The sequence below is a fragment of the Oscillospiraceae bacterium genome (genome assembly GCA_015068645.1).
Classification (GTDB): Bacteria; Bacillota; Clostridia; order UMGS1840; family UMGS1840; genus SIG452.
In genome coordinates this window covers 71,376-87,664 of the sequence record SVKD01000011.1, presented here as the reverse complement: position 1 = coordinate 87,664, position 16,289 = coordinate 71,376, and the positions used below count along the sequence as shown (strand labels likewise).

General features: G+C 41.3%; 18 protein-coding genes. 4 read left to right on the top strand and 14 right to left on the bottom strand.

All coding sequences use genetic code 11. From position 1 onward, the window contains the following. Positions 1–438: 438 nt before the first annotated feature. The 14 genes from E7413_06410 to E7413_06345 form a co-directional block, all read right to left on the bottom strand. The gene (locus tag E7413_06410; GenBank protein MBE7019490.1) at positions 439–1,647 is read right to left on the bottom strand and encodes an aspartate kinase; all 1,209 of its coding nucleotides are present in this window, start codon (positions 1,645–1,647) and stop codon (positions 439–441) included. Between the two features lie 21 nt (positions 1,648–1,668). After that, complete coding sequence (locus E7413_06405; GenBank protein MBE7019489.1) at positions 1,669–2,856, bottom strand: homoserine dehydrogenase; 1,188 nt, start codon at positions 2,854–2,856, stop codon at positions 1,669–1,671. Between the two features lie 25 nt (positions 2,857–2,881). Then, positions 2,882–3,325, bottom strand: a complete 444-nt coding sequence (locus E7413_06400) for an ACT domain-containing protein (GenBank protein MBE7019488.1) — start codon at positions 3,323–3,325, stop codon at positions 2,882–2,884. A 180-nt stretch (positions 3,326–3,505) separates the two neighbouring features. Further along, entirely contained in the window at positions 3,506–3,733 is a 228-nt protein-coding gene (locus tag E7413_06395; GenBank protein ID MBE7019487.1) for a hypothetical protein, read from the bottom strand. Between the two features lies 1 nt (position 3,734). Then, entirely contained in the window at positions 3,735–5,000 is a 1,266-nt protein-coding gene (gene rsmB / locus E7413_06390) for a 16S rRNA (cytosine(967)-C(5))-methyltransferase RsmB (protein ID MBE7019486.1), read from the bottom strand. A 31-nt stretch (positions 5,001–5,031) separates the two neighbouring features. Beyond that, positions 5,032–5,715, bottom strand: a complete 684-nt coding sequence (locus tag E7413_06385) for a zinc metallopeptidase (protein MBE7019485.1) — start codon at positions 5,713–5,715, stop codon at positions 5,032–5,034. A gap of 29 nt (positions 5,716–5,744) precedes the next feature. After that, positions 5,745–6,668 (bottom strand): methionyl-tRNA formyltransferase, encoded by a 924-nt coding sequence (locus tag E7413_06380; GenBank protein MBE7019484.1) that lies wholly within the window; start codon positions 6,666–6,668, stop codon positions 5,745–5,747. A gap of 29 nt (positions 6,669–6,697) precedes the next feature. Then, on the bottom strand, positions 6,698–7,171 hold the full coding sequence (gene def / locus E7413_06375) for a peptide deformylase (protein ID MBE7019483.1): 474 nt from the start codon (positions 7,169–7,171) through the stop codon (positions 6,698–6,700). Between the two features lie 36 nt (positions 7,172–7,207). Then, positions 7,208–9,682, bottom strand: coding sequence for a primosomal protein N' (priA, locus tag E7413_06370; protein ID MBE7019482.1), 2,475 nt, complete (start codon positions 9,680–9,682; stop codon positions 7,208–7,210). 27 nt (positions 9,683–9,709) lie between these two features. Further along, positions 9,710–9,901, bottom strand: a complete 192-nt coding sequence (gene rpoZ, locus E7413_06365) for a DNA-directed RNA polymerase subunit omega (GenBank protein ID MBE7019481.1) — start codon at positions 9,899–9,901, stop codon at positions 9,710–9,712. Positions 9,902–9,939: 38 nt separating this feature from the next. Beyond that, positions 9,940–10,539, bottom strand: coding sequence for a guanylate kinase (locus tag E7413_06360; GenBank protein MBE7019480.1), 600 nt, complete (start codon positions 10,537–10,539; stop codon positions 9,940–9,942). Positions 10,540–10,553: 14 nt separating this feature from the next. Further along, entirely contained in the window at positions 10,554–10,787 is a 234-nt protein-coding gene (locus tag E7413_06355; protein MBE7019479.1) for a DUF370 domain-containing protein, read from the bottom strand. Between the two features lie 29 nt (positions 10,788–10,816). Next, complete coding sequence (locus tag E7413_06350) at positions 10,817–11,695, bottom strand: YicC family protein (protein ID MBE7019478.1); 879 nt, start codon at positions 11,693–11,695, stop codon at positions 10,817–10,819. 187 nt (positions 11,696–11,882) lie between these two features. Then, entirely contained in the window at positions 11,883–12,806 is a 924-nt protein-coding gene (locus tag E7413_06345) for a hypothetical protein (protein MBE7019477.1), read from the bottom strand. A gap of 298 nt (positions 12,807–13,104) precedes the next feature. On the opposite strand from E7413_06345, the gene pta reads away from it, so the two are divergent. From pta to E7413_06325, 4 genes are all read left to right on the top strand, one after another. Beyond that, a complete protein-coding gene (gene pta, locus E7413_06340) occupies positions 13,105–14,100 on the top strand; it encodes a phosphate acetyltransferase (protein MBE7019476.1) in 996 nt (331 codons plus the stop codon). A 23-nt stretch (positions 14,101–14,123) separates the two neighbouring features. Beyond that, positions 14,124–15,305, top strand: coding sequence for an acetate kinase (locus tag E7413_06335; protein MBE7019475.1), 1,182 nt, complete (start codon positions 14,124–14,126; stop codon positions 15,303–15,305). Between the two features lie 165 nt (positions 15,306–15,470). Continuing rightward, positions 15,471–15,983 carry a DUF177 domain-containing protein gene (locus E7413_06330; GenBank protein MBE7019474.1) on the top strand — a complete coding sequence of 171 codons (513 nt, stop codon included), beginning with the start codon at positions 15,471–15,473 and terminating at the stop codon, positions 15,981–15,983. Between the two features lie 72 nt (positions 15,984–16,055). Continuing rightward, the gene (locus E7413_06325; GenBank protein ID MBE7019473.1) at positions 16,056–16,232 is read left to right on the top strand and encodes a 50S ribosomal protein L32; all 177 of its coding nucleotides are present in this window, start codon (positions 16,056–16,058) and stop codon (positions 16,230–16,232) included. Positions 16,233–16,289: the final 57 nt, after the last annotated feature.

The following is a 16,289-nucleotide window of genomic DNA, read 5'->3' as shown; positions in this document are numbered from 1 at the left end:
TGATATTTTTTAGTAATGCGGTCGCCAAACCATTTACTATTATATCATGAAGGTTTTTCTTTTGCTAAAGCTTTTTTATCTTCCCCCAGTAGAACTGGGGGTTTATCTCCACGCCTAAAGACACCAATATAAAAGGCATAGGATTTTTAAAATCCTATGCCTTTTTCGTTCTATGTTCTTTTATCAATCCATCCCATACAATAGGGTGAAGAAAAACGGATGCAAAATTCGAAAATTGAACCGAAGGGTTACCCGAAGCCGTACATTGGTACACCGAGCGGTAATTTTACACCTTTTTCATCCATTTGCAAGACGCCGAAAAAATTGCTCAGAATGGAGAAACCGAATCGAAACTTGTTTCGATAGTACCCGAAGCTGTACCGAGTGTACAGCGAGTGGTGAGATTCATCCGTTATGGGCAATTTTATCAAGTATTGCTTAGTCTTTGAAGAATTTGTGGTGAATAGCCTGCACTGCCTTTTCCGCCATATCTTCGTCGATTAAAACGGAAACTTTGATTTCGGAAGTGGAAATCATACGGATGTTGATGTTGGCATCGTATAATGCTTCAAACATTCTTGCTGCAACACCAGGATTAGAAAGCATACCGGAACCAACGATGGATACTTTGGAAATTTTTTCGTCGTGGGTAATTGCTTTTGCACCGATATCTTCTAAATTATCATTTAACACTTTAATTGCTTCTTCCATCTGGCTTCTGGAAACGGTGAAGGAAATATCCTTGGAATCGTCTCTGCCGATAGACTGTAAAATAACGTCTACGTTAATGTTTTTCTTTGCCAACAATGCAAACATTCTATATGCTTTACCGGGAGTGTCATCCACTCCGATTACTGCAATTCTTGCAACGTCGTTGTCTCTTGCAACGCCTCTCACTAATAATTTTTCCACGCTACCTGCCTCCTTCACTTTGGTTCCAGCAACTTTCTGGAAGCTGGATTTTACTTCTAAATCAACATGATATTTCTTTGCCATTTCCACAGAACGGTTATGTAACACGTTAGCACCCAAGGATGCCAATTCTAACATTTCGTCGTAGGAAATATCGTTTAATTTTCTTGCATCGGGCACAATTCTGGGGTCACAGGTATACACACCGTCAACATCAGTATAAATTTCGCAAACATCTGCACGAAGTGCTGCTGCCAATGCAACTGCTGTGGTATCGGAACCACCTCTGCCCAAGGTAGTAATGTCATTTACATTATTCACGCCCTGGAAACCTGCCACGATGACAATTCTGCCTTTATCCAGTTCATTCACCAAACGGGTGGTTTCCACTTTTTCAATGCGGGCAGAACCATAAACCATATTGGTTTTGATGGGAGTCTGCCAGCCGGTTAAGGAAACGACCGGATATTTATTTTTCTCTAAAGCCATTGCTAAGAGCGCAATGGTGATCTGTTCCCCGGTGGAAAGCAGAACATCCATTTCTCTTTTAGACGGTTTTTCGTTGATTTCTGCTGCTTTTTCAATTAAATCATCAGTCGTGTCGCCCTGAGCGGATACAACAACGACTACGGAATTTCCTTCGTCGTATGCATCCTGAATGCGACCTGCCACATTAAAGATTTTTTCAGCGTTGGCAACAGAGCTTCCGCCGAATTTCTGTACGATAATACCCACTGTTTGATACCTCCTGTAGGCTTACGCCAATTTCATATATGATATCGCGTAAGGCAGAATTTTCTGTAATTCTTTCTCACGGATTTCTTTCGTTACAAGACCAACTTCTCCATCGACCACTGAAACTTCTTCGGCAATGGGGAGTGTTTTGAAAATTTCTTCAGCTTGCTCGGTTCTAATCAGATAACAACCAAAGTTTTCGTCACTTTTCGCCACAAAGTCTGCTTCCGCATGTGACCAAAAATACTCTCTGTTACGGTCATTTCGTAAACAGTCAATAATATCTGCCACAACAGCACTTGCAGTAGGCAACTTCCCTGCCCCGGGTCCGTAGAATACCACTTCGCCAATAGCATTTCCGTTAACCATAATGCCGTTGAACACGTCGTCAATAGAAGCTAAAGGAGTTCCTTTTTTGATGACTCTCGGTTCCACAGACACATAAACTGTTCCGTCTTTCAACTCTGCCTGACCAATTAACTTAATGACAGATTCCATTTTTTCCGCATAAGCAACATCAGTTGCGGTAATACCGGTGATTCCAACAGTTTTCACTTTGTCACATTCCACTTCTTTGCCAAATACCAAAGAAGATAAAATGGCAATTTTACGACAAGCATCAATGCCATCCACATCTGCAGAAGGATTACGCTCTGCATATCCTTTCGCCTGTGCTTCTTTTAAAGCGGTTTCAAAATCGGAACCATCCCGGAACATCTTGGTTAAAATATAATTGGTGGTACCGTTTAAGATACCGGTAATACGATTGATTTCATTTGCTGCAAGGCAACTGTATAAGGGACGAATAATCGGAATACCGCCACCAACACTTGCTTCGAATAAGTAGTTCACATTTTTTTCTTTGGCAATCTGTAAAAGCTCGGTGCCTTTAGTTGCCACCAGTTCTTTATTGGAGGTTACTACGTGTTTGCCTGCCAGAAGAAGCTGTTTTGTGTAATCATATGCAAAAGTGGCACCGCCCATAACCTCTGCCACCACTGAAATTTCAGGATCATTTAAGATGGCAGAAAAATCCTTGGTGATTTTTGCGGCTTCCGGATCGGATGAATCCACTTCTTTGATGTCTAACACATATTTTACTTCCACAGAGTCGCCTAATTTTTCAGACAAAGACTTGGCATTGGTGCGGATAACTTCACACACACCGCTTCCCACAACACCGTAGCCTAATACTGCTACTTTCAACATAACAACTTGTTCCTCATTTCTTGCTCTATTCACTGATAATTACAGTAAATTTACTGATGTCTTCTATGGTAGAAAGCTTATTTTCCAAAGCTTCCAGTTTTTTCTCCATTCCGGAGGTATCTATGGAAATAGAAAGAGTTGCCTTTCCGTCCATAGGAATGTTCTGGTTGATGGTTAACACGTTTGCACCATGGCTCGCTATAACCTTCAACACCTGGGATAAAATCCCCGCTACATCGGATAATTCCATAAAAAAGGTAACCATACGGGTTGCCTTTAAGGAATTGTACGGGAAAATCATATCCTTATATTTATAAAAGGCGCTTCGAGACAAATCCTCCCGTTTTACCGCATCTGAAACTTTCATATCCGGATTGTTTTCCAGAATCTTCTTCACAGCTAAAGTTTTTGCTAACACCGACGGTACGGCAAGTTTGTCTACAACGTAGTATTCATGATTTTTTAGCATTGTCCACACCTCGAAAACATTTGTACTTGAGTGAGTATATCACTCTGCGCGATTGTTTTCAATGCTATTTATTTGGTTTTATTTTAAGTTAACAAAGTTTTTCGTTCATTTTCTCTGCTTTTCGATGGTTTTCTTTGTTTTTCGGTTTTTTATCTGTTTTTCCGCTTTTTTGAGGACATTTTACAACTCAAACTGTTCCTTTTTAAATTTTTTGAATTCCGGCATTCTCTGACGGCGGACATCTTTCTTTAGTATATCAAATTTAAACTTTTTGCAGGTATGGGATGCAGAATACAGGTTTTTTCGTTTGTTGCAGATGACCTGCTCACCGTCTGCCAATACATTTGCATATTCGCAAAAGGCACAAATACCTTCCTGCTTTTCATCCCAAAGGGGCACTTTTTTCAAATCAACCACATCCTATTATTTCATTCTTTCTCAACTTTGCAATAAAGAAACCGATGGTAATGCCGTTTGGCAAAATCTGCGCCATTCCGCTTTCTCCGTAAGAGGTTTCGCCAAGCTTCATCTGAAACGGCTCCAAAGAAAATTCGGGATGTTCTCTTAAAAACCATTCAATTTGGCGTTCATTTTCGTCCCGATTGACAGTGCAGGTGGAATATACCATCACTCCACCCTGCTTTAATGCATTTGCCATATTGTTTAAAATTTGTTTTTGCAATGCAACCAGGTCTGAAAAACCGAAATCTCTCCATTTGATATCAGGCTTTCCTCCTATCACACCGAGTCCTGAACAGGGTACATCCGCTAAAATGCGGTCAAATTTTTCGGAGAAGGTTTTGCAGGAAGCATCTCCTTCTTCCACGGTGGCAATCGTAATACCACATCGGCTCAGGTTTTTCTCAATCAGCTCGCAACGGTGAGGATAAAGCTCCGTGGCAACAAGCTCTCCTTCGTTTTGCATCAATTCTCCTATATAAGCAGTTTTCCCTCCGGGTGCGGCACAACAGTCTAAAATCCGTTCTCCCTTTTTGGGGTCCAACACCCGTACTGCCCACTGAGAAGAAACACTTTGTACGGAGAAATCGCCATTTTCAATCAGCATAGATAGGTTATCAACCTTTTGAGGTAACAGCACATCACCATATCTTTCACAATCGTCTAATTGTGTTTTTGCTTCTTCGACGGAGGAGAAACGTTGGTGATTGTATCTGAGTGCCAAAGGCACTTTTTGATTGAGGTCAGAAAGTAACTGTTCTGTTTGATCACCGTATTGCAAATGCAATAACTCATACACCTCATCGGAAAAGGATTCTTTTACCGCCACCGAAATATCCTTTGGCGCATCCGTCAGCCCTTTTCTTAAAACTGCATTCACAAGTCCTTTGGATTTATAGGCAAATTTGGCTGTTAATTTAACACTTTCGTTCACAATGGCAAAATCTGGCACCTTATCCATAAAATGGTACTGATAAAATCCCATTCGCAAAATATTTTTCACAGGAGTACTCAGTTTTTTCACTTTTGTGGTAGAAAAACGATTGATGATTTCATCCAAAAAACGGCGGTAACGAACCACTCCGTAAACCAATTCCGTCACAAAAGCACGCCCTTCCCCCAATTTGGAAAGACCGTTTTTTAATGCCAGATTCAAAAAAGTTTTCTGCTCTTCATATTCACTTAAAATAAGAAGTGCCGTTTTTCTTCGTTCCATAAGTGTATTCCTGATATTCAATTTCTAAAAATTAATCTCTGTTTCGGTTCACCAATACCAACAAACGAACAAGATTCATCACCGCGGTTGCCGCTGCTGCAACATAAGTCATGGCTGCTGCAGAAAGCACTTTTTTCACGCCGTGAACCTCCTGGCGGTTCAGCATCACGTCACGGGCTAAAATAGTTACAGCACGATTAGAAGCATTAAATTCCACCGGCAAGGTTACCAGCTGAAACAACACAATGGCGGAAAAGAGGATAATCCCGGTGTTAATCAACAAATCATTGGAAACCAAAATCCCCAGAATTGCCAAAGGAAATGCCAGATAGGAACCGATATTTGCCACAGGAATCACAGAGTTGCGCAGTTTGATAGGCATATATCCTTCACTATGCTGAACAGCGTGCCCTGCTTCGTGGGCTGCAACACCTACGGCACCAATGGAATTTCTGTCATACACGCTGTCAGACAAACGAATCACCTTGGCCTTGGGATCGTAATGGTCGGTCAGGTTTCCGGGAATCCGTTCAATTTTTACAGAGTGCAATCCGTTGGCATCCAAAATCTTACGGGCAGCATCTCTTCCGGTTAAGTTTCTTTGGGTGGTAATCTTACTGTAACGGTTAAAGGTGGACGTAACTCTAGCTTGCGCCCACATCGCAAGAAGCAATGCCGGCAACACAAAATATACATAAGTCATATCCAGATACATCAAATCACTCCTTAAATCTTCTGTTTAAACTAAAAACTATCCCGATTTCCGTTGTAAAAATCTGCAATCTTCATCATTTTTTTGCCCGGCGGCTGCAATGCCGTAATGTTAATCACACCGTTTTTCGCAGAGATTAACAGGCGGTTTTTGGAAAACTCCAGAATGCTACCGTAAGGCTGTTTATCTTCCTGTGAAAACAGCTCAGCACCATGAATTTTATAAGCTTTCTCATTGTGAATAAAGCTGGTTCCGGGAAAAGGATAAAAGCCACGAATTTTATTCACAATATCTTTGGCATCCCATTCAAAGGATATGATAGTTTCCTCCTTTTTAATGGGTGGTGCATAGGTGGATAAGGAATCGTCCTGCACTTCTCCCGCCAAAGTTCCAAGTTGGGGGATGGTATTAAGCAAAAGTTCAGCACCTGCCACCATCAGTTTGTCGTGAAGGCTTCCGCCGGTTTCGGTATCGGTAATGGGAACCACGCATTTTGTGAGCATATCGCCGGTGTCTAGCCCCTCATTCATCTGCATAATGGTAACACCACTTTCGCTCTCTCCCATGGCAACCGCATACTGAATAGGTGCAGAACCGCGATATTTGGGAAGCAAGGAAGCGTGCACATTGATACAACCGAATTTTGGATATTCCAAAACATAGGGAGGCAAAATTCTGCCGTATGCCACCACCACAATCAAATCGGGATTTTCATTTTCTAAAATTTCTTTAAAATTTTCTTCTTTTAAATTCAAGGGCTGATACACAGAAATATTATGCGCTAAAGCAACTTCCTTTACAGGTGAAAATTTAATTTTCTGGCCACGGTCTTTTTTGGCATCTGCACGGGTTACCACCGAACAAACGTCAGCTCCACTTTCGATTATTTTTTCTAAACTGTACGCCGCAAAATCAGGCGTACCCATAAACATTATACGCATATGATCACTTCTCATTCTGATAAAATGTCAAAGAATATCGGAATTTATTCTTCGTCTTCGTGGAAGACTTCGTATTCGCAGGTGTCACGAATGGTTTTGCCGTCCAAATGGTCATTTTCGTGACAGCAGCAGCGTGCCATCAGTTCTTCCCCTTCGAAAATGAACTCTTCACCATAACGGTTTAACGCTTTCACTTTCACATACATGGGACGAATCAGATGTCCCTCAAAGCCGGGAATACTTAAGCATCCTTCACTGCCTTCCTGAGTTCCGGAAGTTTCAATAATTTCAGGATTGATAAATTCAATAAATTCCTGGGGGTCTTCCATAGTGTCAATCACGAAAATTCGCTTCAACACACCCACCTGAGGTGCTGCAAGACCTACCCCTTCTGCTTTACTTAACGTATCAATCATATCATCCAACAAGGTGATAATTTTATCATCAATTTTTTCCACCGGACGGCACTTTTTGTGCATTACCTCATCGGTATCCGGCACGATATTTCTGATTGCCATAATGTTGCTCCTTTCTATGTAAGGGATTCTACTTTATCATAAGAAGTTAACGGGATTTACATCCACCTGCACATTCACATCATTTTTCTTATTTGCTAAAATTAAAGCTTTTACAGATTCGGAAAAAGACGTTTCAATGGCAGATGCGCCTGTACATTTAATTAAAATATGGTAACGGTACTGATTGCGGATTTTGGAAATTCCGCAAGGAGTGGGCCCGTACATTGCTATATAGTGTTTTCGTTCTTCGTAAAAATCCACCTTTTCGGTCATAATCTGCTTGATACCGTCTGCCATTTCAAAGATTTTCTTTTCGTCGTCTCCTGTGAAAATCACATTGACGATTTCAGAATAAGGGGGATATTTCACGTTTTTACGAAAGATAATTTCATTTTTATAAAAACCGTCATAGTCCTGAGATTTTGCCGCCAAGATGGCATAATGCTCGGGATGATAGGTCTGCACCACCGCATAACCGGGAATCTCTCCACGCCCTGCTCTGCCGCAAACCTGAGTAATTAGGGAAAATGTTTTTTCGGCACCGTTATAGCCACCCACAAACAAAGAACTATCTGCGGCGATTACCCCTACCAAAGATACCTCTTTGAAATCCAGCCCTTTTGCAATCATCTGAGTGCCAAGCAAAATGGAACAACCGGGCTTCGCAAACTGACGCAGCAGTCTTTCGTGGGACATTTTGGTGGTGGTGGTATCATTGTCCATACGGATGACCTGGGTATCGGAAAACATGGAATAAATTTCTTCTTCCAGTTTTTGGGTACCGCTACCAAAATATCGCACCGAAGTGCTGTGACATTCGGGACAAACAGTTTCGGCATCCGCGGTGTAACCACAGTAGTGACACTTTAGTTTTCCTTCAATACTGTGATAGGTGAGTGCCACATCACATTTTTTACATTTCACCACATATCCGCAATCCCGACAGCTGACAAAGGTGGAATAGCCACGTCGATTTAATAAGATGATGGCTTTTTCTCCTTTTTCTTTCACTTCTAACAGCCTCTTTTTGAGACTTTCGGATAACACTGAGTAGTTACCATTTTTCAGCTCCTCTCTCATATCCACAATTTCCACCTGTGGTAAAGAGCGTTGCTGATACCGTTTTGTTAAGGTCAAAAGCGTAGCTTTGCCCTGCTGGGTGCGGTAGTAATCTTCCACGGCAGGTGTTGCAGATGCTAGCAGTAAGGTGCCGCCGCGTTGATTCATTAAAAACCGAGCCACATCCTTCGCCTGATAACGTGGGGAATGTTCAGATTTGTAGGTAGTTTCGTGTTCTTCATCCAAAATAATCAAATCCAATTGGGGAAAGGGTGCAAACACGGCACTTCTTGCCCCAACCGCCACCGAAACACGACCGCTTTTGATTTTGTTCCACTGGTCTTTTCTCTCCGAAATGGAAAGGGCGGAATGAAGCACGGCCACCCGATCCCCGAATCGACGGAAAAACCGACTGCGAATCTGAGGCGTTAGCGCAATTTCAGGCACTAAGATAATCGCCTGTTTGCCCTCACTCATCACCTGTTCCACCAAAGCAAGATAAACCTCGGTTTTACCGGAACCTGTGACCCCTTTTAAGAGAAATTCGTGGTACCCTTCTTTCTTTCTTTCCGAAAGAACGGTATTTACCACGTGGGTTTGTTCATCGTTTAGCTGTGCCTTTTCGGCAACAATCTGCTTTTCTTGGGCAAAGGGGTCCTGCTCCACAATTTCCTCGGTAATTTCAATGACACCCTTTTTCTCCAAAGCAGTAATGGAAGTGCGGCTTGCTCCCGAAAATGCCACCAAATCCACCACGGGCATTCTGCCGTTGTCCAATAACATTTCCAGCACTCTTCTTTGAGCTGCCGCTTTTTTGAGATAAATCTCCATATAGTCATACAACTCGTGCTCCCCTAAGAGCAAGGTTGCAATTTGAATACTTTTTTGTTGATGAGCCTGTTTGGATTCCTCGTAAAGCTCCACTTTACCCAATTTGGCTAAAGCGGTAACCACTTTTTTGATGCCACGGTTGGAAAATGCGTTTTCCAGCTCTTCCAATGCCACAGGAACCCGTTTGGATACTAAATAGTCAATTAGTTTGCCCCGAAGACCATTATCGTCCTCTACATCTTCCATGGAATCGTCCAACAAACGGACATATTCCGAAAATTTTAAGTTGGAACCCGGAGGCAACAACAGACTGACAGAATCATACAACGTGGCATAGTAGCGCTTAGCGATATAGCGGGCTAATTCCATCCCTTTTTCGTCAATAACGGGCTCATAATCAATGACTTCCATAACAGACTTTAAAGGTATCGCACCCTCATCGTAAAACAGTTGGGTAACGATACCTTCACGTTTCTTATTGGCTCTGCCGAACGGAACCACCACACGAACTCCTTCTGCCACCAAATGAGAAAGGGGTGCGGGAATCAGATAGGAAAATTCCTTATCCACAGAGAAATTCAAATTGGAAACCGCTATTTTAGCGCACAAAATTTGATTCATTTCTTTTGGTGTTTTGTTATTCTTCTCTTAGTTGTTAATCACTTCGATATCGCCGTCTGCAATTTCTTTCACTGCCATAGAAACAGGTTTTGCAGAGGAAGTACGAATTTCTTCCTGTTCACTTAAATCTCTTGCTCTTTTTGCCACAGCGATAACCAATGCATATCTGCTGCCTGCTTTTTCCATTAAGTTTCCGATTGCGGGTTGTAACATAATAATCTCTCCTTTTTTATTCTAACACAAACTGTATGTAATAATTACTCATTCTTAAAATAGGAATTTTTAGTTAATTTATCGGCACGAAGCACAGTTAAAATATCACGGCTTGCCTGCTCGATTTCATCATTGACGATGATATAATCATAATCACCCATTAAAGCAAGTTCGCCCTTTGCCGTTTCTAAACGGGATAAAATCTGTTCTTCTGTTTCGGTACCGCGACCTCTTAAACGATTTTCTAATTCCTCGTAGCTTGGAGGTGCAATAAAGGTGAGCACCGCATCAGGAAAATTCTTTTTGATCTGCATTGCTCCCTGCACTTCGATTTCTAAAATCACATCCAACCCACGGGATAAGGCATCTTCCACAGGTTTTCTGGGAGTACCGTAATAATTGCCAACATATTCTGCCCATTCTAAGACCTGATTGTTTGCAATCATTTCCCGGAATTCTTCTTTGGTTTTAAAATAATAGGTGACGCCCTCACAATCAATGGGACGAGGTGCTCTTGTGGTTGCGGAGATAGACAGGTGAATCTTCCCCTCCGCCAGTTCACAAGCACGTTTTACCACAGTGCCCTTTCCAACCCCTGCCGGACCGGAAACCACCATCAATGTGCCTCTTTTTGCCATATTCATATTGTTATCCTCATTTATGCTTCTGCTCTGCCGGTGATGGTGTCGGTCTGTAAACCTGAAAGAATAATATGACCGCTGTCGGTCACCACCACGGTTCTGGTTTTTCTGCCATAGGTAGCATCAATTAAAATTCCGCGTTCTTTAGCATCGGAAATCATACGCTTTACCGGTGCCGAATCGGGACTGATAATCGCGATGATGCGATCCATACTGACAGCATTGCCGAAGCCGATGTTTAACAGTTTCATACGAAAACCTCTTTTTTCGCTTTTTATACTTATTCTACGTTCTGTACCTGTTCACGAATTGCTTCAATTTCTGTTTTGGCATCAATACCAATTTTAGAAATTTCAATGGAGTTACATTTGGAACAGGTGGTGTTGATTTCTCGGTTCATTTCCTGAATAATAAAATCCAGTTTTTTGCCCACAGGCTTATCCTGATACACAAGACCCATAAATTCTTCAAAATGGCTCTGTAATCTTGTGGTTTCTTCAAAGGTGGCAACCTTATCGGAGAAGATGGCAACCTCGGTCATCAATCTTGTTTCATCATAGGTGGCACCATTTAGGTATTCTTCCATTTTATCCCGCAGCTTCTTTTCATATTCTGCCACAGACTGGGGAAGCAATTCTTCAATTCTTGCCACCATACCTCGTAATTTTTCAATACGGCTTACCATATCGTCCGCCAAGCGTTTGCCCTCAGTTCTTCTCATGGTAAGAAAATCATTTACCGCTTTTTCCATAACAGGTTCTAACACGGAGAAAATTTCTTCTGCTTCGTGTTCTTTGAATTCCACCTCGAAAATATCGGGGAATCTGGACATTTTAGTCGCTGTCACATCAAAGGGCATATCGTATTCGTCGGCAAGTTGCTTTAACACGTTTAAGTAGTTTTCGGCAACGTTTTTGTTTAAGGTGACAACCTTGTCACCTTCTTCCACATTGTTCATGTGGATATACACGTCAATCTTGCCTCGGTTGATTCGTTCCGCTAAATATTTGCGAACCGGCTCCTCTAAGAAATTAAAACCTCTGGGAACACGGATATTGGCATCAAAATAACGATGATTTACCGATTTTAATTCCACGGTAATATCGTAACCTTTATAAATTTCTTTCTGACGGCCGTAGCCTGTCATACTCATAGACATACTTATTCACCTTACCTTTTCATATTAGTATAACATATATATAATAAAATGTCAAAACTTTTTTTCATTTTTTAGGATTTTTCATTGATTTTTAAAGTTTTTCGCTTGTTTTTATGAAAAATAATAAAAACAGCCGATATCAAGGATCGGCTGTTTATGATTGTATGATACTCTACTCATCTTATTTTCAAAACTGAATTCGGTAAATCAATGTGCTGTTGTATTCTTTTTTTGCCTGTTCACTGAGAGAAACGCTGGCTTTCCCAACTGCTCCATCAATAGCAGCAGCAGTTTTTTGAGACATTGAAGCTGTCGATGACCCCGATATTTTCAGTGTTTCAGATAACACAGCGTTGGAATCAGTCATCCGCATTTCAATTAACCGTTTAATAGTGTCCTCGTTTGCAAACCACTTCAGAGTGGGAGTTTTGCAATTGGAATTTCCTGCAAATTCAATCTCCACAGTTCCACTTCTTGCATCTCTTTGACTACCTAAAAAGCTGCTTTCCGTATTTTCTGCAATTGAACTACCTTGATATTCTCCCTTAAATTCTGCACGTCGACTTTGCTCCTTTGAAGCACTTGTAGACTCGCTGATTTCAATGGAACATTTCTTTGCCCCCAAACAATGTGCAATATGTTTTAGCTCAGCAAGTTTTTCTTCGTGCGCTTTATTGAAGAAACAATCGCTTCGAATAAATCTATTTCTATCATAAGGATCTACACAATAAGTTGCATCACAAACAGCATTCGGAACAAATTGAATCTTACTGAAGGCAACAGCTTCATCGTACAAACAGAAAATTTCCACATTCGAATTATTTTCCAGATATCCAATGGCTCCCTCGCATAATTTTTCATTTTTTCTTGTTGCGTCATCCACAATCATGATGACGTTTGGCAAGTGAAAATCCAAACTGTTATACTGTTCAGGAAAGACCGGATTCAATCTTTTCAACTTCTTCTGATGAGATTTCTCCTTTGCTCTTTCTATTGTATTTTTGAATCCCTGTTTGGTATTGATTGCAATTTTCTTTCCCGCCCCTGCTGTTTTTTGCACAATGTTAGAAACTGTCTTTACTGCAACATTTTTATTTTCTTTTTCGTTCATATAAATCATCCTCCAATATACTGCTTGTATATTTCGCGAAAAATCAACAATCCTTATTATTGATTATACCAGTTTTTTCAATATTCGTCAAGAAATATTTCTTATTATGTGCCAACCACAAGATAGCTTTTGCTATTTAAGACATAAAAAAATCAATAATTTTAAATTTTTCCTTTATTTTTTCAATAATTTTCTTGAAAAACACTTGAATTTTTTGGTAGTCTGCTATATAATAATATAGTTAAAACTGCAACAAGGTTATTAAAATTTCGTATCATAAAAATGGAGGTCATGTATTATGGCATTTATTGACAGAATCAAAGAAAGAGCAAGAGCCGACAAAAAGAAAATCGTTCTGCCCGAATCTATGGACAGAAGAACCTGGGAAGCGGCTGCGCAGGTTTTGGCGGAAGATATTGCTGATATTATCATCATCGGTACTCCCGAAGAAGTACAAGCAAACAGCAAAGGATTAGATGTTTCCAAAGCAACCATCATTAACCCCTTCACCTATGAAAAAACCGAAGAATATATCAACTTATTCGTGGAATTAAGAAAATCCAAAGGATTAACCTACGAAGAAGCAAAGAAAACCGCTTTAGGCGACTATATGTACTACGCTTGCTTAATGGTAAAAGCAGGCGATGCAGACGGTGTGGTTTCGGGTGCTTGTCACTCCACTGCAAACACCTTACGTCCCAGCTTACAGATTATTAAAACCAAACCCGGCGTGAAGCTGGTTTCTGCATTCTTCTTGATGGTAGTTCCCAACTGTGAATACGGTGCAAACGGTACCTTCATTTTTGCAGACAGCGGTCTGGAACAGAATCCCGATCCCGAAAAATTAGCAGCTATCGCAGCTTGCTCTGCAGAATCTTTTGAACTCTTATGCGAACAGGAAGCAATCGTTGCAATGCTCTCCCACTCCACCAAAGGCAGTGCAAAACATGCTGATGTGGACAAGGTGGTGGAAGCAACCAGAATCTGTAAAGAAAATAACCCCAATTTAAAAGTAGACGGCGAACTGCAGTTAGACGCTGCAATCGTTCCCTCTGTTGGTTCCTCCAAAGCTCCCGACAGTGACGTAGCCGGCAAAGCAAACGTGCTCTGCTTCCCCGACTTAGATGCAGGTAACATCGGTTACAAACTGGTTCAGAGACTGGCAAAAGCTGAAGCATACGGCCCTGTTACCCAGGGTATTGCCGCTCCCATCAACGATTTATCCCGTGGCTGCAGTGCTGAAGATATCGTTGGCGTTATTGCTATCACCAGCGTTCAGGCGCAGGCGAAATAAGAAAAACAGAAAGGATTAAAAAAATGAAAATTTTAGTTATCAATGCAGGTAGCTCCTCATTAAAATATCAGTTAATCAATATGGAAGACCAGTCCGTTATGGCAAAAGGTCTTTGCGAAAGAATCGGCATTGACGGAAGACTGACTCACTCCAAAGGCGACCAGAAATTCCAGAAGGATTTAACCTTAAAAGACCACGGCGATGCTATCCAGGCAGTGCTTGATTCCTTAACCGACAAAGAAATGGGCGTTATCGCATCTATGGATGAAATCAACGCTGTTGGTCACCGTGTGGTACACGGCGGCGAAGCCTTCTCCGGTTCCGCTGTTATCACCGAAGCGGTAATGAACGCATTAAACGAATGTATCGAATTAGCTCCTCTGCACAATCCTCCCAACATCACCGGTATTGAAGCTTGTGCAAAAATTATGCCGAATGTTCCCCAGGTTGGCGTGTTTGATACCGCATTCCATCAGACCATGCCCAAAAAAGCATATCTGTATGCCCTGCCCTACAAATTCTATGAACAGTATAAAATCAGAAGATACGGTTTCCACGGTACCAGCCATAAATATGTTAGCATGAAAGCGGCTGAAATCTTAGGCAAACCCGCTGAAGAATTAAAAATCGTAACCTGTCATTTAGGTAACGGTTCTTCCATCTCTGCAGTTGACGGCGGTAAATCTGTGGACACCTCCATGGGCTTCACTCCCTTAGCAGGGATTTTAATGGGTACCCGTTCCGGTGACATTGACCCCGCAATCGTGGAATTTATTGCAAATAAAGAAAACTTAACTGCAAGCGAAGTTATCAGCATCTTAAATAAAGAATCCGGTGTAACCGGTGTGTCCGGCGTTTCTTCCGACTTCAGAGACTTGTCTGCAGCATCCGCTGAGGGTAACGAAAGAGCTACCGCAGCTTTAGATATGTTTGCATACGGTGTGCAGAAATATATCGGTACCTACGCTGCTGCTATGGGCGGTATTGACGCTGTGGTATTCACCGCAGGTATTGGTGAAAACGATGCAACCTTAAGAGAACAAATTACTGAAAACTTAGGCTTTATGGGCATCAAAATCAATAAAGACAAAAACGCTGTTCGCGGCACCGTGGATATCTCTGCTGATGATGCAACCGTGAAGACTTTAGTAATCCCCACCAACGAAGAATTGATGATTGCGTTGGAAACCGAAAAATTGGTATAATTCCCCAAATATTTTTCGATTTTTTTGAAAAAAATGCTTGACAAATTACCACAGATTATGTATTATATTATATGATTGTCTGAAAGTTATGCTTTTTTTTGGAATTTGTCAACTTTTTAGGCAGTCTTTTGGTGTCTTAAACCGTGAGAAAGAGAGGCAACAATAATGGAACAAAACGAACTGTTAATTGATTTAACCTCTATTGTGAAGTCCGAAGGAATGGAAATCAACGTAAATAAGGAATATCCCATTGAGGTGTTTTCCGAATTCAGCGATATGCCGTCCTTACAAACACCAGTTACGTTAACGGGCACAATCACAAATCACGCAGGCAACTTGTTTTTAAAAGGAGATTTGTCCTTTCGGGCAACCTTCCTTTGTGACCGTTGCTTAGAATCTTTTGAAAAAGATTTCGTCATTCCGATGGAAGATACCATAGCTCGGGAAGACTCAGGGCTGGAAGCCGATGAATTTATCCCCTATCAACATAATATGGTGCTACTGACTGAAGCAATTTACAAATGCATTTTTGCCGTAACCTTGGACCAACAGCTTTGTAGAAAAGATTGCAAAGGTCTTTGCCCCGTTTGCGGATGCAACCGCAACGAAACAACCTGTAACTGTGATGACACGGAAATTGATCCCAGATTACTGAAATTAAAGGAATTATTAAAGTAATCCGCAGTTGCAACCTTAAATTTTGTAAAAATATTCAATTATAGAGTAGAACTCTACAGGAGGTGTTAAGACATGGCTGTACCAAAGAGAAAGGTTTCTCATGCGAGAAAAAACAAAAGAAGAGCAAACTGGAAATTAAGCGCTCCGGGTCTTGTAAAATGCCCTAACTGTCAGGAACTGACACTGCCGCACAGAGTATGTAAATCTTGCGGTTTCTACAAAGGTGTAGAAGTAATCAAAATGGATTAATTATGCCTTATAAGAAGCGGGGTGCTTAATTGCTCCCCGCTTTTTTTCAAATTTTTC